The organism is Sulfitobacter sp. TBRI5, from assembly GCF_051013555.1.
GTDB lineage: Bacteria > Pseudomonadota > Alphaproteobacteria > Rhodobacterales > Rhodobacteraceae > JL08.
The window spans coordinates 2,636,398-2,655,721 of the sequence record NZ_CP112884.1 but is presented as its reverse complement, the minus strand read 5'-3'; the positions used below and the strand labels follow the sequence as shown (position 1 = coordinate 2,655,721).

The window sequence follows — 19,324 nt, the reverse complement described above, 5'->3', positions numbered from 1 at the left end:
ATCCATTGCGACACGGCTGGTTTGGGCTCAAAGCGGAAGTTCACAGTTTTTTGGCGAGTGTCTGCTGTGTCGCGTCAAGCCGCCGTTAGCGACTGAAAATTCGAAACTTTTGTTCCGAATGGCTGCTTTTACCGGCACCAGACGTTCGCTGCACTCTGTATTAATGACCGCCTTGCGGACTGAACGGACATTGAGCTTTTTCGCCAGATTACTTTTTATGGTAAAATGACCAATTTCACATGCGCCTAAGTCGTCTTGTGGTTTCTGCCAATAAGGGGCGCCAGATGCGGGCGCCCCAAAACTTGTCTCACTCTTTACTAAGTCGAAATCAGCATCAGCCACCCTGATTGCGCTGCAGAGAAGACAGAACCTGATCAATAGAGAAGCTCGCCGGAGCTTGCCGGGGTGGATAGTCTTTGAAAGTCTCGAGGAACTTGCCGACAAATACTTGCGCCGGAACAAGCAAATAGAGCCGCTCAAACCGCCACATAGTGTATCCTGCCGCTTCTTCCTGCGCGCGCTCGAAAGGGTCGCTATAGAGGTCGATCAGTTTCGGTACCCGCAGTGGAACAAAGGGTTCCTCCCAAACCTCGAAGCCTTCGGCGCGTTGTTCAGCGAACACAAGTTTCCAACGGCCATATCGCAGGTTTACGAGATCACCACCGTCATTGAAGTAAAAGAACTCTTTGCGCGGCCCTTCTTCGGCTTCGCCTTTGAAGTATGGCATAAAGTCATAACCATCGAGGTGAACGGGCTCGTTCGCGTCCCCAAACGGAGCCTCGGTCAGCATGCGTTCTTTCATGTTTTCATCGCCTTGTGCCGACATGAATGTCGGAAACCAGTCAAGATGACTGATGATCTGGTTCGACTTGCGGCCCGGTTCGATGACGCCCGGCCACTTTATCATCATGGGAACACGGTAGCCGCCTTCCCAGTTATCATTTTTTTCACCCTTAAACGGGGTGGTCCCACCATCCGGCCATGAAAAGACTTCCGCTCCGTTGTCAGTAGAGTAAATAACTACGGTATTGTCTGCGATGCCAAGCTCTTCAAGCTTGTCCAGCATTTCGCCGACCATGCCGTCATGTTCAACCATACCATCGGGATAAACACCTAAGCCAGTTACACCTTCACTCTCGGGCTTGAGCCGAGTGTTAATGTGCATCCGGGTAGTGTTGTACCAAAGAAAGAATGGCTTTTCCTGATCTACCGCACGCTCCATGAAATCTATGGCACCCGCCGTGACTTCTTCATCAATCGTTTCCATACGCTTGCGCGTCAGTGGCCCAGTGTCTTCGATCGAACCATCTGCACTTGCACGGATAACGCCACGCGGACCAAAGTTCTTTCTGAACTCCGGGTCTTGCGGGTAGTCAACGCTTTCAGGCTCTTCTTCTGCATTGAGGTGATAGAGATTGCCGAAGAACTCATCAAAGCCATGGTTCGTCGGTAAGTGTTCGTCGCGGTCACCAAGATGATTTTTCCCGTATTGTGCAGTCATGTAGCCAACTGACTTCATGTACTCCGCAACAGTTGGGTCCTTTTCGGACATCCCCTCCGCTGCCCCCGGTAAGCCAACTTTAAGCAAACCTGTTCGAAACCCCGACTGACCTGTAACAAAGGAGGCTCTGCCAGCAGTACACGACTGTTCGCCGTAAGCGTGCGTGAACAGCATCCCTTCATTAGCAATCCGGTCAATGTTAGGCGTCTCGTAGCCCATCATTCCTTGATTATAGGCACTGATATTCCAGTACCCCACATCGTCTCCCCAGATGACCAAATAGTTCATCGGTTTTTGGTCTTGTGCCACTGCCGTAGCGGCGGACAGTGCTAGCCCAGCGCAGAATGCAGCAGTTGCCGCTGATCCGCTGATTTTTTGAAAGAATGTCCCCATTCGTAACAAGCTCCCTTTTCTCCAAATAATTTTTGGAGAAACACATTAGCACGTATGGTAAGAATAGCCTTAGCATTTCCGGCCACGCATCAGGGAATTACGTCCAAAGAAGGCGTTATCGGGTCGCGGAATGTTTGGAAGTGAGGAATAAAATATGGCACAATTTTGCATTGTTGCCGCGCATGCGATCAAGCCAATGATTGGTGCCGCAGCCATACCGATGCCGCAACTTGAGCGACTAGCGGAACGTGCAGGTTTACCCGGTTCGATTATTGAAGACACAACTGGATATGTGCCGCTCCATGCAACTGAGAGCTTTCTCAATCTTGTCCATCGAAAGCTAGGTGATCCTTCTTTCTTGTACACAAGTCTAAGCCTCGACATGTCTGAAAAGCAGGAAACCCATTCGGTGGTCGGAATACCACTTCCTGTAGGGGCAACGGGTAAAGAAGCGCTGCAGGCTTTGACGACCACGTTTAACCGTTACATAACTGGAACGCGGTTTTATTGCGAGATAAGAGGCGAACTTTTGTGGATTGAGCGAACAACCTCAGCCACCGATTGGTCTGATGAATGGCCGATAATCCAATACAATCTCAGCATCATGTTATTGGGTGTGCGCCGCGCTCTCGGACGACGGGTGCACCCAAGAGCCCTCCATCTTCCAGTAATTACAACACAGGCAGACATACCGGAAGAATTGCGGGGCATTCCAGTAACCCTGAAAAAGCAAGGGTTTGGCATGGCTTTTGATGTTGTCGATGTTGCCTTTTCGGGCTTTACACTAGGACATATGGAGAACCGATCAAACGGGCTGATGTCTGAAGCCATCCATATAGATATACGGTCGGCCATTTCATCTTGTCTGTCTCAGTTCGTTATGTCTTCGACAACCGACAATCTGTCTGAGCGCGTTGCAAGATCATTTGGGATCAGCGAGCGGAGTTATCGGCGTCTACTCGCAAAGGTTGGTACAAGTCATTCGGAACTTCTGTCAGATATTCGACTGGATTGGGCGCTCAGACTTCTGGCGGACAAAACGAATGCTGTAGCCGAGATCGCAATGGAGTTGGGGTATGCACATGCTGGCGACTTCACGAGGTTTTTCAAAAGCCGGATGGGATGTTCTCCTACCGAGTATCGTTACAAAGTCTAATGGTGCATGGATGTTCCGTAATCTCATTTACACTCCAGTTCAAAAGTTGAAGGTCAGTGTCGCCTTTGGGCTCGGTGCAGTCATTCGACAATTCCAGATGAACTTCTGCTTCTAGGTGAGCCTTTGTCACCTCTGACCGGCGCTTACGAAAGTTGGCAACTTAAGCTTCAGTGTTGTGTTTGGCGGGAATGATTGTCAGGAAGGTCGCGTGTCCGTGCCAAATGGAAGCCACACCTATGAAATCAGTAGTCGAAGAAGACCTAACCATAGAAGGCAATTTAGAAGCAAAGGATGGTAGCGTCGAAGTCAAAGGCAAAGTGCTGGGTAATGTCACTGCCGCATCGGTCGAGTTACATCAGACCGGAAAATTAGATGGGAATCTCACCGCTGCCTCAGTTTCAATTGAAGGCAGCTATGAGGGTACCCTGAAATGTGATGAATTGCGGGTCGCCGCCACTTCAAAGATCAAGGGCGATATCTCCGCGAAAACTATGACAACGGAAGGTGGCGGTATATTTGTTGGCAAAGTCAATATAACAGGCCCTTGATGTAGGGTTACATGACAAAAAATTTGAGGCCGATTTGGGCTCGATGCAGTTATTCACCGAAATTTGGTGACTGTCTGCTGTGCAGCGCAAAGCAGTCCTTCATGGCTGCAAATTCGAATTTTGCTTTTGAACGACTGCTTTCACCGGCAGCGGACGTTCGCTGCAATCACAACGAATGTCTCAGTTGCGGATGGGGTGGATGGCTCCTGCAACATTCGGCGTCGCAATACGCCATCGTGCAGTTGTCATGAACTCCTTACGAGAGGAGCCACCCAATGCAAGTTACAACAATCGGCCGTGATTTGGCTATTCGATGCCGATGCCGATATCGAATGTAACTGGTTGCGCCCCGGAATTGACGATCTCGACCACGTGGTCGCCGGACTGCCAGAGTTGACCTTGATAAGGGGTGTCGGAAGAGATCAGGTCCAAAAGGAGCGAGCCGTCCGGGTTAAAAATCTTGTAGTCCAGCGCGCCGCCACGGGAACCAACGTCTATGCGCATGAACTGGCCGTCTGCCGCGCCAAGCACGTAGCTCACTGATGAATTTGGATTCAGAGTGCCGGACATAGCCGCGCCGCTGGTGCCTGCCGCGAACTGGACCCGCTGAGACCCTGATACGACTGGAGCAGCAGAAGCGCCCGCCATCGCGCCACCTCCGTCATCGGCCATGGTGCCTTCGCCACTGACCTGCCGGAAATCCGCGATTTCGGGGCCAGACCAGACGAGACACTCATAAACGCCGCCATTGGCATCACGCAGTCGAACCATAATGGCAGCTTCGGAAAACTCTTGGCCCAGTACTTCGCCACCCACGTTCCCGACGCGGCTGATGAGTTCGTCGATGCAAGCATTTGCTTCGTCGGATATATCGGCCACGGTTGGAGTTGCCATAATCGCCAAAGCCAAAAATGCAGAATTCAGTCGAATGTATTTCATCGCCCATCTCCTTGCCTTGAGCTGCTTGTACTCGGGCACAAAAGTTATGACGCAGAAGCGTCCCGAAGCTTTTGCAGTACTGCGTCGCATTCGCTTGCAGCACCGACAATCGTTTCGCCACTGCCTTCTGCGTCAGGTGTCAACTCCCTGAGATTGCTAACCGCGCGGTTGAAGACTTGATCGACCTGTTCTTCGGTCAAAAGCCCCTCTTGCTGCGCAGCGTTCGCAATGCCGCAAACGCCAGCCGAAAGACCCGTTGCAATACCTATTCCCGCGCCACTGCCAACGCCCATCATGCCGCCGCCAATACCGCCAACAACCAATCCGACAACAAATGTCAAAGTGGCTAATAGACCTTTGCCCATGAAAATTCCTCCGTAGCATTCCATTGTTTAATCACGAATTAGGAACAGCTTAAAACTTCTTTCGCAACACTTTTGTGATGAACGCTTCGGCTCGGTGCTGCCGTTCGCCGCAGGCTTCACCGATGTCGGCTGAGCGGGACGAAGCAGACCCTCGAACTGACCGGTCTCGTTGGCGCTGCCTGTCTCATGGCTGGGACAACAGCTGAATTGGCAGAAAGGTGCTGTCAGACCAATTCGAACTCGTCTCTGCAAGGACAGTAAGGCTGATCCTTATGCCGCACCGAGACCGCGCCACTCAGCCAGAGCGGCGGCGCGGTTGAGTTTGAAATTCGTTCGACTTGAGAGGCTGCGTTCCTGATTAAAGTGATTGTAAACGGATGCGTGAACGGCGGCGAATTTCTGCAAACTTCGCATGCGCCGGAAGCGAAGCATGGCTCGCTCTCGTCGTCGAAATGGCAGGTGGGAATTCTCCGCTCTGTTGTTCATCCACCGTCCTGTTTCCTGCTTGTCTGCGACGCCAATCTCTTTCAGCGCAGCGCCGTACGAGGCCAGCCCATCCGTGACGATGACTTCTGGACGACCATGCTTACGCATTGCTTTCTTTAAGAATTTCAATGCGGCCTTCTTGTCGCGCGTCTTTGTCACGAAGCTTTCCAGAACTTCGCCTTCATGATCGACGGCCCGCCAAAGATAATGTCGCTCACCGTTGATCTTCACGAACATCTCGTCCAGATGCCAGCGCCACCGGCTGGATTTCAAACCCTCGATCCGCCGTTTTCGGATCTCAGAAGCAAACATCGGACCGAACCGATGCCACCAAAATCGAACGGCCTCGTGGCTCACGTCGATGCCGCGTTCGTGCAGCAGGTCCTCCACGTTACGAAGGGACAGAGGAAACCGGACGTACAACATTACCGCCAGGCGGATAATCTCACGGCTCGTTTTAAAATAGCGAAATGGGTCAGGATTGGTCATCCGACGAGGCTACAAAACCGCCCTGCCCGCCTCAAGCGATTTTGCTCTGACTGGACCCATACATCCGGGCTCGGACCAGACAATCGCCGCGATTTGCACCAATGGCGGCTTCGATTTTTATCCAGCCTTTCGTGAGGGAGACTTGATCGACGGCGCTATCGAAAATCCGGGGGGATGCTGGCTTCCCTGATTTCCCTGCTCGCCTACCACCTTTCCCTGTTCTTTCAATTTCTTTCCCTGATATCCGGATAGTTTTCCTGCTAATTTGAGAACAGGGAAAAACCCCATAACACGCTGTAAACAAATCAAGAATCTGGGTGAAAATCGTCAAAAACGAACCAAATCAGTCCGAATTTGCAGATTTTCCCTGTTATTTCCCTGTAAAACAGGGAAAACAGGCCCGAGACTGGTTCGGTCAGGACTGCGTCCACCACCATTTCCTCTCGATACCGTTGGCAAACCCCAACTGAAATCTGCGCGAAATAGTGCCTTTTGGCGATCTGCAATCCGGCCTATGCTATCCGCGACACCCCAAAGGTTTCAGAGCAGAGAATGGCACGAAAAGCCGCAAGATCAGCCAGTTTCAATATCGTGATTGTGGGCCAGTCCGGCCGCCTGCAATACGAGGCGCTGTTGTTTGTCGCGTCGCTGCGCCAGTGCGCGCCCGCTTTCAAGGGTCGCGTTCTGGTTGCTGAACCGCAGCCCGGCCCGCTTTGGTCGTCTGATCCGCGGATCAACAAACCCGATGTCCGCGACAGTCTTGCCGCGCTTGGCGCACAAATCATCCCGTTCGAAAGCCGCCATTTTGGCGGATCCTATCCCTATGGAAACAAAATCGAGGCACTGTTCGCCCTGCCCGCAGATGAACCTTTTGTATTTTTTGACAGTGATACCCTGATCACCGGCGAAATTTCGGATGTGCCGTTTGATTTCGCGCGCCCTTCCGCATCCTTGCGCCGCACCGGAACCTGGCCGCAACCCGAGCTTTACGGCCCCGGATACACGGATATCTGGAAATCTCTTTACGATAAATTCGGCCTTGATATCCAAAGTTCGCTGGACCTGTCCCAACCCGATGAATTCTGGGCACGCTACCTTTATTTCAACGCCGGATATTTCTACTACCGGTGCCCGCATCTGTTTGGGCAGAGATTTCTGGACTACGCTTTGGCCATCCGCGACGATCCACCGCCCGAACTGGTTTGCCAGTCGCTGGATCCCTGGCTGGATCAGGTGGCGCTGCCGCTGGTGATCCATGCCCTTGGCGGCGGGCGTAATGCTTTGCCTGCCGGGTTTCTGGACGGGTCGGTCAGTTGCCATTACCGCCTGTTTCCAATGCTTTATGCCCGCGAATCCGATGCTGTGGTTCAGGTGCTTGAAACGGTATCGGCGCCCAACAAGATCAAAAAGGTCCTGAAAGGATCCGATCCGATCAAACGCATGGTCTATCAGGGACGCGGCCAGAAGGTGCGCGCCCTGTTTGACCGGAACAACCTGCCCCGCCGTGAACAGGCGATCCGCAACAGGATCAAGTCCGAAGGGTTCTGGATGCGATAGCCGCGCGTCGCGGTTGTTTTGGCAATGCCAATGTCATAGTGCTATCGCAACGCCATTTCACAACGGAGAATTTCCCATGACTGACGGCCCGAAATACGGTTTTGACACGTTGCAAATTCACGCTGGTGCGCGGCCGGATCCGGCAACGGGCGCGCGTCAGACACCGATCTATCAGACAACGGCTTATGTGTTTCGCGATGCAGAACACGCGGCGGCCTTGTTCAATCTGCAAGAGGTCGGATACATCTATTCGCGCCTGACCAACCCGACAGTTGCCGTGCTGCAGGAACGCATTGCCACACTGGAGGGCGGCGTTGGCGCAGTGTGCTGTTCTTCGGGACATGCCGCACAGTTGATGGCGCTGTTCCCGCTGATGTCACCGGGGAAAAACGTTGTTGTCTCTACCCGCCTTTACGGCGGAACTGTCACCCAGTTCAGCCAGACCATCAAACGGTTCGGCTGGTCTGCCACCTTTGTAGATTTTGATGATACCGATGCGGTCAAGGCTGCGATTGACGATGATACACGCGCGATTTTCTGTGAATCGATCGCGAACCCGGGTGGTTACATCACCGATCTGCCGGCAATTTCAAAGATCGCCGATGGCGCAGGCATTCCGCTGATTGTCGATAACACGTCTGCCACCCCTTACCTGTGCCGCCCGATCGAACATGGCGCGACCCTTGTTGTCCATTCGACCACGAAATACCTGACCGGCAACGGTACGGTGACCGGCGGCTGCGTGGTGGATTCGGGCAAGTTCGACTGGTCCGGCAATGACAAGTTCCCGTCGCTCAGCACACCCGAACCCGCCTATCATGGCCTGAAATTCCATGAAACATTCGGCCCGCTGGCGTTTACCTTTCACAGCATCGCCATTGGCCTGCGCGATCTGGGCATGACGATGAACCCGCAGGCGGCGCATTACACGCTGATGGGCACCGAAACACTCAGCTTGCGGATGCAGCGCCATGTCGAAAACGCCGAAAAAGTGGCGGCGTGGCTTGAAGCCGATCCGCGGGTGGATTTTGTCACCTATGCGGGCCTGAAATCCTCGCCCTATTTCAAACGGGTGAAAACCATATGCCCGAAAGGCGCGGGCGGATTGTTCACCTTTGCGGTCAAGGGCGGCTATGACGCCTGTGTGAAACTGGTCAACGCGCTCGAGATTTTCAGCCATGTCGCCAATCTGGGCGATACGCGGTCGCTGATCATCCACTCGGCCTCGACCACGCACCGCCAGTTGACGGCGGAACAGCAAGAGGCCGCAGGGGCCGGCCCCAATGTTGTGCGGATTTCCATCGGGATCGAAGACGCCGACGACCTGATCGCAGATCTGAATCAGGCGTTAAGCAAAGCATCGCATTGAAAAACCGGCCCGGAGAGCGCGCTGCGCTCTCCGGGCCAATCATCCTAGTTCTCTATCGCAAACACCATCGACACGGACGCGGATATTGAAACTTCGCCTTCTGCGATGGGAATGCTGGAATCACTCATCATCGCGCGTTCCATCATGACCGGTTGATTTCGACCACTATGTTCCGCGATCGATTGAACCGCGCCCAATGTCACACCCGCAGCGGCAGCCATTTGTTGGGCTTTTGCCATTGCATCCTGCACCGCGCGGGTGCGGGCGGTTTCCATCAAGGGTTCGGGATCCTGAAGTGAGAACTGCAACCCGTTGAAATCGTTTGCACCATCCTGAACAACCTGCGTCAGAACCGCCCCCAGCACAGACAAATCCCGCACCCGCACAGACACTGCATTCGATGCGGAAAAACCGGTGATTTCCGCGCGGTTGCCGTTGGACGAATTGCGGTTTGACCACACCGGGTTCAACGAAAACCGCGATGTCTGGATATCGCGATTTTCGATTCCAGTTTCGCCCAGCCGAGTCAGAATACCGGTTACGGCCTTTGACACCTCGGCCATCGCATCCTGTGCGTTCTTGGCCTCGTGCGTCACGCCAAGGGTGATGATGGCCATATCCGGCGCAACCTCAACCTGGCCTTCTCCGGTTACGGAAATAAGCCTTGGTGTGTCCTGCGCACTGGCCCGGGCCGTCAGCCCAATTCCCACCAATATCGCCAAAACTGCAACCCGCCACATGTCGTTCTCCTTTGATTATCGAATTACTGTCCAAGTATGACGCAAGGGCTGCGCAAATCCTTGGATAATTCTCAAATAAAATCAGCGTTTTTCTTCCCCTCGGCAAAGACCTGCTTTAAAATGCGCGAAACGCAGGGGGTGTTTCCCTTGCCCGTGGGCCAGATGGTAGACACACACGCATGAAACCAATGTTCGCGCTTTCCCTGTCTTTTGAAGGCATTGACCTGTTGCATCGCGGCGCAGGCGGGTGGCGGATCGTGGGCGAGGTTCCGTTGCACACGCTAGACCTGACGGAAGAACTGGCGGCTTTGCGCAAAACCGCAGGCGTGCTGGAACCGGATGGTGTCCGCACCAAGGTGATTATTCCCAACGATCAGATCAAATACCTGACGATCCAGACGGAAGGCCTGTCTGACGACGACCGCACGGCACAGGTACGTGCGGCGCTTGACGGCGCAACCCCCTATGATGTGGACGAACTGGTTTTTGATGTCAGTCTGGACGGCAATGTGGCGCATGTTGCGGCAGTTGCCCGCGATACGCTGGACGAAGCCGAAGATTTCGCAGTTGAACACGATTTCAACCCGATCTGTTTCGCCGCCATTCCCGGCGACGAAGCCTTTCTGGGCGAGCCGTTTTTCGGCGTGACCCGCGCAGCCAAAAGCCTTTTGGCACCGGATGAGGAAGTGGAAACAGACGGCGTCGCGGTTGTGGTTGTGGGCAAGGCGGACATTTCCGAAGACCCGGTTGCCGATGCCAAAACCGGCGATTTCGTTGCACCCGTATCAGGGCCGGAGCAAGCAGACGAGCAAGCAGACGAGCAAGCAGACGACGCTCCGGAACCGTTGGCAAGTGTTGATGACGAAGAAACCGAGGCGACCGCCCCGCAGATCGACACCGGGAAACCTTCCGCAACGGATGACGATCACGAGGGCACCAGCGCCCCCCCTCCGGTCGGATTTTCAAGTGTGCGCGCAGCACGCACAACATCCGAAAGCCTTGATATTACCGCACCCAAACTGAGCGGTGTGCAACGCGACAAGGACAGACCGACAGCACCAGACATTCCCGTTCCGGCAGCCCAAAAACCGGAAATGGCGCTGGCCGATGATGTGACGGCACCACCGATCACAGGTCTTCCGGTGTCTCCGGAAGCGATTGAAGATGGCGATCCGGGCGGCATTTCTACGCCAGACGGTCTGCCCCGCCTGACACCCAACACAATCCCGCCTGCACCGGATACCGACGGGCCGGGCGAACATGCGTTCGGTGCAGTCAAGGCGGGCGCAGCACCTGCAATCGGCGGCAAACCGAAATATCTGGGCATCATTCTGACGGCCATATTGTTGGTGTTTCTTGCAGCTGTGGCCGCATGGGCATCGCTTTTTGCCGGCGCAGGGCTGTCCAAATTCTTTGGCCGCGATCACGATGACACGGACGTGGCCGTTGTGCAGGAAGATCCGGCACCTGCAGAACCGGAATCCTTGATTGCGCCGCAATCCGAGGTGACAGCCAGTCTGGCGCAACCGGATCAAGAAACAGAGATGACCCCCAGCAATATCGTGGAAGTCTCTGCCACCGAACCCGAAGACGAAGACGAAGCGTTGACAGACGCGGACATCGCCGTGCTGGACGCCATGCGCCAGCCTGCCCCGCCCGAACCGCTGACGCCCGAACGCGCCGAAGCCCGCTATGCCGTTTCGGGCATTTGGCAAATGGCCCCTGTTGCGCCGGACGCCAGCAACCTGATCGATATTGAAGATATTTATGTGGCGGGAATTGATCCTGTATCAAGCACGACAGATGCGGTGGCCCTGCCTTCTGTCACGGCTTTCCTGACGGATGAATTGCCCGAACAGATATCTTCGCCGAGTGCGGCAGGAACCGTGTTCGATCTGGATGAAAACGGTCTGGTCGTCCCCACGCCCGAAGGTGCTGTGACGCCCGATGGCGCGCTGGTCTATCTGGGCAAACCACCGGTTGTCCCGCCCGAAAGACCACAAAGCATCATAGCGCAAACAGATGCGGAAACCGCAACGCAAACCAGATTGTCCCAATTGCGGCCCCGCCTGCGCCCCGAAAACCTGATCGAAAATACCGAACGGACGCAACTGGGCGGGCTGACAAAATCGGAACTGGCCGGCATCCGGCCAAAACTGCGCCCGGACGTGGCCAAAGTTGAAGAGGAACAGGACGAGACACCGACCGCCCAGGCCGTTGCAACGTCGATCAAGCCGAACTTGCGCCCGAAAAACATGGATCAGATCGTGCAGCAGGCCAATGTGCGCGCGCCCGAACCTGTACAGGTGGCGGCCGCCGCCAGCGTCGCGCCTGTCACCGTTGCGCCGTCCATTCCGTCCACCGCATCGGTTGCCAAACAGGCGACGGTCAAGAATGCGATCAAACTGAACAAGATCAACCTGATTGGCGTCTACGGCAAACCTTCAAGCCGCCGCGCGCTGGTCCGGCTTGAAAACGGACGATACAAAAAGGTTGAGGTCGGCGACCGCATCGACGGCGGCAAGATTTCGGCCATCGGCGACAGCGAATTGCGCTATACCAAAGGCGGCCGCAATGTCGTGCTGAAAATGCCGAAAAGCTGAAGCAATCGCAGGTCAGACCTTGAGTTCGCCCGAGTTCACCTGTTCCTGTTCGATCGATTCGAACAACGCCTTGAAATTACCCTCGCCAAATCCGTCATCGCCTTTGCGCTGAATGAATTCGAAAAAAATCGGACCGATCACCGTTTTTGAAAAGATTTGCAGCAGAATTTTGGTTTCGCCACCATCCACCACGCCTTCGCCATCAATCAGAATGCCGTGCTTTTTCATCCGATCCAGCGGTTCATTGTGCCCTTCGACCCGCGTTTTGCTAAGTTCATAGTAAGCATCAGGCGGCCCCGGCATGAATTTCAGTCCGCGTTCGGCAATGGCATCTGTGGCGTCGTAAAGCGTATCGGTTCCCACGGCGATGTGTTGGATACCTTCGCCATTGTACTTCTTCAGATAGGATACAATCTGGCCGGTTTCGCCACGATCCTCGTTGATCGGGATGCGGATGCGCCCGCATGGCGATGTCAGCGCACGGCTCAGCAATCCGGTAAACTTGCCTTCGATATCGAAAAACCGGATTTCGCGGAAATTGAAAAGATCACCGTAAAACCGGAACCATTTGTCCATATTGCCTTTGTGCACATTGTGGGTCAGGTGATCGAGGTAATAGAACCCCACGCCTTTCGGCTTTGACACGTCCAGCCATTCGAATTCTTCGTTATAGGGGCTGGTGTCGTAATACTGATCCACGAAATACAAAAGCGACCCGCCGATGCCAATTATCGCAGGCACATCCAGTGACTTGCCGGTGCCGGTGTAAGGTGTCGCTCCCTTGCCCATCGCGTGATCAAATGCCTTTTGCGCATCCGCCACCCGCCATCCCATCGATGGCGCACAAGGCCCGTGCTCCTGCACGAACTCATGGGCAAAACTGTCTGCATCCGCGTTCAGCAAATAGGTGATATCCCCCTGCTGCCACAGTTCGATATCCTTGGTCTTGTGACGGGCCGTATTCCGATATCCCATCCGGGTGAAAAGTGTGCGCAGTTCCTGTGGATCAGGATGGGCGAATTCCACGAATTCGAACCCGTCGGTTCCGGCAGGATTGTCTTTAGTGATTTGTGATTTTGGCGCGCTATGCGGAAACGGTCCCATCGGGCTGTCTTTCTTTGGTCTGATCTGTTCGCGCTTCCCGTATAGACGCCACAGCTTGCGTCATTTGCGCGAAATTATGCCAATATCAAAGGTTGAACGCGCAGGATTTAATGAATTATTATAAACAGCGCGGAAATTGCGCATAAAGGCTGCAAAACATGCTAGATCACCTCGACACAAGGCTATTGGCCGCCCTTCAAAGCAACGCACACCTGACAACGCAGGAGCTAAGCGATGTGCTGAACCTGTCGCCCAGTCAGGCAGGACGCCGCCGCCTGCGGCTTGAGAAAGAAGGCTATATTACCGGCTATTGTGCCCGCCTTGATCCGGTCAAGCTGGGGTTGAACGTTCAGGGGTTTGTGCAGGTCCACCTGAACCAGCACGGGCCGGAACACGGGCGGTCTTTTGCGCGCCTCGTATCGCTGCGTGCCGAAATAATCAGCGCATGGACGATGACGGGGGATGCGGATTACCTGCTTCGGGTGTATTGTAGCGATCTTTCTGCACTGAACACCTTGATTCATGACGTTCTTTTGCCCCACCCTGCTGTTGGGCGGGTGCACAGCCAGATCGTGATGGATCAGTTCAAAAGCGATGCGCCACTGCCTACGTGACGCCGTCCCATCCGACCAAAAGGCCCCTTTTATGGAATCATTCCTTTATCAGGCTTCAATCTATCTGGCGGCCGCAGTCATCGCGGTTCCGTTTGCCGCGCGATTGGGGCTTGGATCGGTTCTGGGTTATCTGGCCGCGGGCATACTGATCGGGCCGGTTCTGGGCTTTGTCGGTGCCGAAACCGAAGATTTGCGCCATTTTGCCGAATTCGGCGTCGTGATGATGTTGTTCCTGATCGGGCTGGAACTGGAACCGCGCGCGCTGTGGGATATGCGCCATCGCCTGATTGGCATGGGCGGCTTGCAGGTTGTGCTAAGCACGCTTGCCCTGATGGGCGTCGCAATGGCGTTTCACCAGCCGTGGAGCGTGGCACTTGCCATTGGGCTGGCACTGTCCCTGTCATCGACCGCGATTGTCCTGCAAACGCTTTCGGAAAAGGGTTTGATGCAGACCAGCGGCGGCAGATCGGCGTTTTCCGTGCTGCTGACGCAAGATATCGCCGTCATCCCGATTCTTGCCCTGTTGCCCCTGCTGGCTATTGCGCAACCGCCGATCACGGCGTCGCCTGACGGATCGCTGCAACGTTCAACACATTCCGGCACCGGCGGCGATGGCCATGGCGGGGGCCATGGCGACGTGGCGCTGTCGCTTGTTGATGGATTGCCCGGCTGGGGCGTGACACTTGTCACGATCGGTGTGGTGGCCACCATCATTCTGGCGGGCATTTACCTGACCCGCCCGGTGTTCCGCTATATCCACGCCTCGCGGTTGCGCGAAATGTACACCGCGCTGGCGCTGCTGATCGTGGTCGGTATTTCGTTTCTCATGTTGCTGATCGGCCTGTCGCCGGCTTTGGGCGCGTTTCTGGCGGGCGTGGTTCTTGCCAACTCGGAATTCCGGCATGAGCTGGAAAGCGATCTGGAGCCGTTCAAGGGGCTGTTGCTTGGCCTGTTTTTCATCACTGTTGGCGCCGGCATCAACTTTACGTTGCTGTTTTCCAATGCGCCTGCAATTGTCAGCATGGCCCTGCTGGTGATCATTATCAAAGGCCTGATCCTGTTTGTTCTGGGCCGTGCGTTCAAGCTGCGCGGCCGCGATCAATGGCTATTCACTCTGGGCCTCGCACAGGCCGGTGAATTCGGGTTCGTGCTGTTGTCTTTTTCCGTCCAGCAAAATGTGATCCCGCAGCGCGTTGCCGAAACGCTTTTGCTGGTGATCGCGCTGTCGATGCTGATCACGCCGTTGCTGTTCATTCTGTTTGATGTGCTGTCCAAACGCATGGGCGAAGGGGCGGGCCACCACGAAGCGGATGAAATCGATGAAAAAGGCACCGTGATCATCGCCGGCGTTGGCCGGTTCGGGCAGATCGTCAACCGTCTGGTGCAATCCAGCGGGTTCAGCACCGTGGTTCTGGATCACGATATGGAAGTGATCCAGTTGATGCGCCGGTTTGGCTTCAAGGGGTTTCTGGGCGACCCTACCCGCCCCGAACTGTTGCGCGCCGCAGGCTTGAGCGAAGCATCGGTGCTGGTGGTCGCGCTGGATGATCCCGATGCAGCCGTGCGGTTGGTGGCCTATGCGAAACGCCAAAGGCCCGATCTGCATGTCGTCGCCCGCGCCCATGACCGAAACCATGTCTACCGGCTGTACAAGGCCGGTGCGGATGACATTGTGCGCGAAATGTTCGACAGCTCGTTGCGGGCGGGACGGTATGTTCTGGAAAACATCGGGCTGTCCGAATACGAGGCCGCCGAAGTCGCCCAAACCTTTTACGCCCATGACCGGTTTGCCGTTAAGGAACTGGCGGAACTGTGGCGCAGCGATATTCCATCCAGCGAAAACGAACCCTATCTGGCCCGCGCCAAAGAGCTTCAGAAGGAACTGGAACTGGCGCTGCTGAACCGTGCGCAGGACGAACCGAAGAAATCCGCCTGAGCGTCTAGCCCTCGGAAACACCGGCCTCGGCAAAGGTTGCCATGCCACTGTGGCACGCCACGGCGCCTTGCAACACGGCAATCGCCAGCGCCGCGCCCGATCCTTCGCCTAGCCGCAAACCCAGCGACAAAAGCGGTGTTTTCCCAAGTTTCTCCAGCAATTTCCCGTGCGCGCCCTCGGCACTCAGATGGCCCGCCACCGCGTGGTCCAGAACTGTATCGTGAACGCCGTGCAGGCACGCCGCTGCCGCCGTGCAGATGAACCCGTCAAGGATCACGGGAATCCGCAACTGCCGAGCCCGGGCAATGGCGCCCGCCATCGCCGCCAGTTCTCGCCCCCCCAGACATTGCAGAACCGCCAATCCGTCTTTGGCATCACGGTGCTTTTCTACACCCGCCGCTACCACGCGACATTTCAGATCAAGCGCTGCGCCCTCAACACCTGTGCCCGTCCCTGTCCAATCGGGTGCCGATCCGCCAAACAGCGCAAGACAGATCGCCGCCGCAGACGTGGTGTTTCCGATCCCCATTTCGCCCGTGACCAAAAGATCCGCAGCAGGATCAACCGCGTCCCATCCGGCCAAAAGCGCGGCAACACACTCTGCTTCGCTCATGGCGGGCGCTGTCGTGAAATCCTGTGTGGGCCTGTCCAAGGACAGTGCATGCACATCCATGCGCGCGCCGAAGGCTTTACTAAGCTGGTTGATTGCCGCCCCGCCATGTTGGAAATTCAGCACCATCTGTTCCGTCACTTCGGGCGGAAACGCGGATACGCCCTGGGCGGCAACACCGTGATTGCCGGCAAAAATCACGACCTGTGGCGATGTAATCTGCGGGCGCCCTGTCCCTCGCCATCCGGCATACCAGATTGCCAGATCTTCCAGACGGCCCAGCGCGGCAGGCGGTTTTGTCAGTTGGGCATTGCGTGCACGCGCATCCGCCACCGCATCACCATCGCATTCAGGCGCGTTTCGCAAAAGAGATCTGAACTGGTCCAGTGTGGAAAATGCGGTCATGTTGTCGCCTTCATTGCAAGTGTCGTGTGATGCGTGTTTAACCCGACAACAACGAGTGTGACAGTGGCGAAACCCGTACCGGAGACGCAAAAACGACATGACTGCCCATCTGCGCGCCATTGATCTTGGGATCGCGTTTTCCCTGCTCTGCCGCCTGCCGGTTGATCGGCTGGTACGCATCCCCGATGCCGCATGGCAAAGACAGGCGCAGGCGGCTTGGGCCTTTCCGCTTGTCGGGGCGGCTATCGGCGCGCTGGCTGCGATTGCAGGCTGGTGCGCGCTGGCGCTGTCCTTGCCGCCGTTGATTGCCGCAGGGATCAGCCTTGCCGTTCTGTCGATATCCAGCGGCGCGATGCACGAAGACGGATTGGCCGATTGCGCAGACGGGTTCTGGGGCGGGTCAAGCCGCGAACGCCGGCTTGAGATCATGAAAGACAGCCAGATCGGCACCTATGGTGTTCTGGCCTTGATCCTTGTTACCGGCCTGCGGTGGATCGGATACGGCGTTCTGCTTGCAAGTGGAACATTGGCTGTGATTGCCATCGCCGCCCTGTCGCGCGCGGCAATACCCGCTGTGATGTGCGCCCTGCCCCACGCGCGAGCAACAGGATTATCCTATCGTGTAGGGCGCCCGGAATGGCCTGCAGCGGGCCTGTCCGCACTGATTGGCATTGCCATCGCCGTCTTGTGTCTGGGGGGCGGCACCGTAATCGCAGCCTTGATTGCAGCCGCCACGGTGTTTGGTATTGCGCTGTTGGCAAAGGCCAAAATCGGCGGCCAGACCGGGGATGTTCTGGGCGCAGCGCAACAAATGGCCGAACTGTCCGCCATTCTGACATTGCTGGCGCTGGTCTGAAACAAAAGGGCCGCGCATTTCCGCACGGCCCCAAAATGAGTTTGGTGTTTGCTCAGGCCGCGACGCGCGACATCAGAACATCATCAACCTGCTTTGCGGCGGCAATTTCATCGCCACCGGCAACAGCCGCCACCTCACGGGTCAACCGCTCCAAAGCGGCTTCGTACAACTGGCGCTCGGAATAGCTTTGTTCGCGCTGATCGTCAGTGCGGTGCAAGTCGCGCACCACTTCGGCAATTGCAATCAGATCGCCGGAATTGATCTTTTGTTCATATTCCTGCGCACGACGCGACCACATCGCCCGTTTGACCTTGGCCTTGCCCTTAAGCGTCTTCATCGCATGCGTGATCACATCGGGCGAGCTGAGCGCACGCATGCCAAAGGCCGTGGCCTTGTTGGTCGGAACCCGCAACGTCATCTTGTCTTTTTCGAAAGAAATCACAAAAAGCTCAAGCGTGATGCCCGCCACTTCCTGTTCTTCGATCGAAATGATCTGACCCACGCCATGCGCCGGGTAGACGACGAATTCTTCGGGGCGGAAATCCAGTTTCTTGTTCTTTGTCATTTAAAAAGTCCTTGATCTGCACCTGACACTTTACTGCGACGTCACAAATTCTGGCACGGGATCATCCATTTGCCCCCATGTCAGACTTTTCGCCGAAAATAAAACCATCCCAGAGCGGCAGCACATGAGGATGGTATCAGGTCAGTTGCTTCATTTGTAACGAGTACATAACACAAAAAACGGCATTTTCCAAGCCACGCGTGATTGCCGCGCACGATTTAAGCGCCCCTTTGGCACAAATCAGCCGTCTTTCAGGCGCACGGGGCATTTTTTTCGGCCCCGTTGCCGGGCGAATCGTTCAGCCGCCCTCGCCCGGGGCTTCGGAAAAGTATTTTTCAAGCTTGCCGGTTTCGCCGTCACGCTCTTCCGCGTCGGGTAACGGATCTTTCTTGGTAATGATCACGGGCCACATTTCAGAATACTTGCGGTTGAATTCGACCCATTTTTCCATGTCCGGCTCGGTATCAGGGCGGATCGCGTCTGCCGGGCATTCCGGCTCACATACGCCGCAATCGATGCATTCATCGGGATGAATAACCAACATGTTCTCACCCTCGTAGAAACAGTCTACCGGGCACACTTCGACACAGTCGGTATATTTACACGCGATGCATGAATCGTTGACGATATAGGTCATGGTTTGTCTACTTTTCTGAAGCTTAGCGGCTAGCTAATTCAGCAGGCTGGATCATTCAAGGTTTCGCGCACGAGAAAGGTCAGTTTGACGCCGCGCGCGTTTCGTGGGCCGCCCTTTTCCCTCAAATCGCGGATTTGGCGCAACGCTGTCCGCCTTGTCCGCCGGATCGCGGGGTTGGGGCGGATCAAGATCGGTGTAAAGCGCCTGTGCTTCCGGGGCCGGGCCGCGGCGATCCGCCAGGGCTTCGATCCGGATCACGCGGATCACACGGGACTGCGCAAAGGTCAGCACATCGCCGGCGCCCACCAATTGCGCAGGTTTACCGGCCTTTACCGTGTTCACACGCACATGCCCGGACGAAATGGTTTTTGCAGCCAAAGTACGGGTCTTGAAGAACCGCGCCTGCCACAGCCATTTGTCCAAACGCTGTTTTCCGGTCGCGTCGCCCACA

The 19,324-nt window shown here is 55.7% G+C and carries 19 protein-coding genes; 8 read left to right on the top strand and 11 right to left on the bottom strand.

The annotated features are described in order from the left end of the window. Positions 1-27: 27 nt before the first annotated feature. Both OLX72_RS13355 and OLX72_RS13350 read right to left on the bottom strand, forming a co-directional pair. On the bottom strand, positions 28-342 hold the full coding sequence (locus OLX72_RS13355; RefSeq protein WP_162798080.1) for a hypothetical protein: 315 nt from the start codon (positions 340-342) through the stop codon (positions 28-30). Next, positions 335-1,894, bottom strand: a complete 1,560-nt coding sequence (locus OLX72_RS13350) for an arylsulfatase (protein ID WP_114870819.1) — start codon at positions 1,892-1,894, stop codon at positions 335-337. Before OLX72_RS13350 ends, OLX72_RS13355 begins: the two co-directional genes overlap by 8 nt. A gap of 154 nt (positions 1,895-2,048) precedes the next feature. Here OLX72_RS13350 and OLX72_RS13345 point away from each other — a divergent pair, with 154 nt between their 5' ends. Further along, positions 2,049-3,050, top strand: a complete 1,002-nt coding sequence (locus tag OLX72_RS13345) for an AraC family transcriptional regulator (RefSeq protein WP_114870820.1) — start codon at positions 2,049-2,051, stop codon at positions 3,048-3,050. Positions 3,051-3,286: 236 nt separating this feature from the next. Continuing rightward, positions 3,287-3,598 carry a bactofilin family protein gene (locus OLX72_RS13340; RefSeq protein ID WP_114872330.1) on the top strand — a complete coding sequence of 104 codons (312 nt, stop codon included), beginning with the start codon at positions 3,287-3,289 and terminating at the stop codon, positions 3,596-3,598. Positions 3,599-3,904: 306 nt separating this feature from the next. Here the strand turns inward: OLX72_RS13340 and OLX72_RS13335 are convergent, their stop codons facing one another. The 3 genes from OLX72_RS13335 to OLX72_RS13325 form a co-directional block, all read right to left on the bottom strand. Continuing rightward, a complete protein-coding gene (locus OLX72_RS13335; RefSeq protein ID WP_162798081.1) occupies positions 3,905-4,537 on the bottom strand; it encodes a hypothetical protein in 633 nt (210 codons plus the stop codon). 44 nt (positions 4,538-4,581) lie between these two features. Then, complete coding sequence (locus OLX72_RS13330) at positions 4,582-4,902, bottom strand: hypothetical protein (protein WP_114870822.1); 321 nt, start codon at positions 4,900-4,902, stop codon at positions 4,582-4,584. 270 nt (positions 4,903-5,172) lie between these two features. Next, entirely contained in the window at positions 5,173-5,877 is a 705-nt protein-coding gene (locus tag OLX72_RS13325; RefSeq protein ID WP_433988873.1) for an IS6 family transposase, read from the bottom strand. A 552-nt stretch (positions 5,878-6,429) separates the two neighbouring features. Between OLX72_RS13325 and OLX72_RS13320 the strand changes: the two genes are divergently transcribed. Both OLX72_RS13320 and OLX72_RS13315 read left to right on the top strand, forming a co-directional pair. After that, the gene (locus OLX72_RS13320; RefSeq protein WP_433988872.1) at positions 6,430-7,434 is read left to right on the top strand and encodes a hypothetical protein; all 1,005 of its coding nucleotides are present in this window, start codon (positions 6,430-6,432) and stop codon (positions 7,432-7,434) included. A 76-nt stretch (positions 7,435-7,510) separates the two neighbouring features. Next, positions 7,511-8,803, top strand: coding sequence for an O-acetylhomoserine aminocarboxypropyltransferase/cysteine synthase family protein (locus OLX72_RS13315; protein WP_114870851.1), 1,293 nt, complete (start codon positions 7,511-7,513; stop codon positions 8,801-8,803). Between the two features lie 44 nt (positions 8,804-8,847). On the opposite strand, the gene OLX72_RS13310 is transcribed toward OLX72_RS13315, so the two are convergent. Continuing rightward, on the bottom strand, positions 8,848-9,543 hold the full coding sequence (locus OLX72_RS13310; RefSeq protein ID WP_433988871.1) for an SIMPL domain-containing protein: 696 nt from the start codon (positions 9,541-9,543) through the stop codon (positions 8,848-8,850). A 179-nt stretch (positions 9,544-9,722) separates the two neighbouring features. Here OLX72_RS13310 and OLX72_RS13305 point away from each other — a divergent pair, with 179 nt between their 5' ends. Beyond that, a complete protein-coding gene (locus OLX72_RS13305; protein ID WP_433988870.1) occupies positions 9,723-12,146 on the top strand; it encodes a hypothetical protein in 2,424 nt (807 codons plus the stop codon). 12 nt (positions 12,147-12,158) lie between these two features. On the opposite strand, the gene hppD is transcribed toward OLX72_RS13305, so the two are convergent. Beyond that, complete coding sequence (gene hppD, locus OLX72_RS13300) at positions 12,159-13,250, bottom strand: 4-hydroxyphenylpyruvate dioxygenase (protein ID WP_433988869.1); 1,092 nt, start codon at positions 13,248-13,250, stop codon at positions 12,159-12,161. Between the two features lie 158 nt (positions 13,251-13,408). Here hppD and OLX72_RS13295 point away from each other — a divergent pair, with 158 nt between their 5' ends. Next, complete coding sequence (locus OLX72_RS13295; RefSeq protein ID WP_114870855.1) at positions 13,409-13,864, top strand: Lrp/AsnC family transcriptional regulator; 456 nt, start codon at positions 13,409-13,411, stop codon at positions 13,862-13,864. A gap of 31 nt (positions 13,865-13,895) precedes the next feature. Beyond that, positions 13,896-15,800 carry a cation:proton antiporter domain-containing protein gene (locus OLX72_RS13290; protein WP_114870856.1) on the top strand — a complete coding sequence of 635 codons (1,905 nt, stop codon included), beginning with the start codon at positions 13,896-13,898 and terminating at the stop codon, positions 15,798-15,800. Positions 15,801-15,804: 4 nt separating this feature from the next. Here the strand turns inward: OLX72_RS13290 and cobT are convergent, their stop codons facing one another. Beyond that, a complete protein-coding gene (gene cobT, locus OLX72_RS13285) occupies positions 15,805-16,815 on the bottom strand; it encodes a nicotinate-nucleotide--dimethylbenzimidazole phosphoribosyltransferase (RefSeq protein WP_114870857.1) in 1,011 nt (336 codons plus the stop codon). A 97-nt stretch (positions 16,816-16,912) separates the two neighbouring features. Between cobT and OLX72_RS13280 the strand changes: the two genes are divergently transcribed. Further along, a complete protein-coding gene (locus tag OLX72_RS13280) occupies positions 16,913-17,671 on the top strand; it encodes an adenosylcobinamide-GDP ribazoletransferase (RefSeq protein ID WP_433988868.1) in 759 nt (252 codons plus the stop codon). A 52-nt stretch (positions 17,672-17,723) separates the two neighbouring features. Here OLX72_RS13280 and OLX72_RS13275 read toward each other — a convergent pair whose 3' ends face one another. The 3 genes from OLX72_RS13275 to OLX72_RS13265 all read right to left on the bottom strand — a co-directional run bounded on the left by OLX72_RS13275 (position 17,724) and on the right by OLX72_RS13265 (position 19,323). Further along, positions 17,724-18,236, bottom strand: coding sequence for a CarD family transcriptional regulator (locus tag OLX72_RS13275; protein ID WP_114870859.1), 513 nt, complete (start codon positions 18,234-18,236; stop codon positions 17,724-17,726). Between the two features lie 298 nt (positions 18,237-18,534). Beyond that, positions 18,535-18,873 (bottom strand): ferredoxin FdxA, encoded by a 339-nt coding sequence (fdxA, locus tag OLX72_RS13270; protein ID WP_114870860.1) that lies wholly within the window; start codon positions 18,871-18,873, stop codon positions 18,535-18,537. A 51-nt stretch (positions 18,874-18,924) separates the two neighbouring features. Next, the gene (locus tag OLX72_RS13265) at positions 18,925-19,323 is read right to left on the bottom strand and encodes an RNA-binding S4 domain-containing protein (protein ID WP_114870861.1); all 399 of its coding nucleotides are present in this window, start codon (positions 19,321-19,323) and stop codon (positions 18,925-18,927) included. Position 19,324 lies beyond the last annotated feature (1 nt).

Bases quoted from the DNA above. Each gene is read 5' to 3' on its own strand.
- OLX72_RS13290 (WP_114870856.1), top strand. From the start codon at position 13,896: ATGGAATCATTCCTTTATCAGGCTTCAATCTATCTGGCGGCCGCAGTC.
- OLX72_RS13295 (WP_114870855.1), top strand. From the start codon at position 13,409: ATGCTAGATCACCTCGACACAAGGCTATTGGCCGCCCTTCAAAGCAAC.
- OLX72_RS13320 (WP_433988872.1), top strand. From the start codon at position 6,430: ATGGCACGAAAAGCCGCAAGATCAGCCAGTTTCAATATCGTGATTGTG.
- OLX72_RS13275 (WP_114870859.1), bottom strand. From the start codon at position 18,236: ATGACAAAGAACAAGAAACTGGATTTCCGCCCCGAAGAATTCGTCGTC.
- fdxA (WP_114870860.1), bottom strand. From the start codon at position 18,873: ATGACCTATATCGTCAACGATTCATGCATCGCGTGTAAATATACCGAC.
- OLX72_RS13335 (WP_162798081.1), bottom strand. From the start codon at position 4,537: ATGAAATACATTCGACTGAATTCTGCATTTTTGGCTTTGGCGATTATG.
- OLX72_RS13315 (WP_114870851.1), top strand. From the start codon at position 7,511: ATGACTGACGGCCCGAAATACGGTTTTGACACGTTGCAAATTCACGCT.
- OLX72_RS13305 (WP_433988870.1), top strand. From the start codon at position 9,723: ATGAAACCAATGTTCGCGCTTTCCCTGTCTTTTGAAGGCATTGACCTG.
- OLX72_RS13310 (WP_433988871.1), bottom strand. From the start codon at position 9,543: ATGTGGCGGGTTGCAGTTTTGGCGATATTGGTGGGAATTGGGCTGACG.
- cobT (WP_114870857.1), bottom strand. From the start codon at position 16,815: ATGACCGCATTTTCCACACTGGACCAGTTCAGATCTCTTTTGCGAAAC.
- OLX72_RS13325 (WP_433988873.1), bottom strand. From the start codon at position 5,877: ATGACCAATCCTGACCCATTTCGCTATTTTAAAACGAGCCGTGAGATT.
- OLX72_RS13350 (WP_114870819.1), bottom strand. From the start codon at position 1,894: ATGGGGACATTCTTTCAAAAAATCAGCGGATCAGCGGCAACTGCTGCA.
- OLX72_RS13280 (WP_433988868.1), top strand. From the start codon at position 16,913: ATGACTGCCCATCTGCGCGCCATTGATCTTGGGATCGCGTTTTCCCTG.
- OLX72_RS13345 (WP_114870820.1), top strand. From the start codon at position 2,049: ATGGCACAATTTTGCATTGTTGCCGCGCATGCGATCAAGCCAATGATT.
- OLX72_RS13340 (WP_114872330.1), top strand. From the start codon at position 3,287: ATGAAATCAGTAGTCGAAGAAGACCTAACCATAGAAGGCAATTTAGAA.
- OLX72_RS13330 (WP_114870822.1), bottom strand. From the start codon at position 4,902: ATGGGCAAAGGTCTATTAGCCACTTTGACATTTGTTGTCGGATTGGTT.
- hppD (WP_433988869.1), bottom strand. From the start codon at position 13,250: ATGGGACCGTTTCCGCATAGCGCGCCAAAATCACAAATCACTAAAGAC.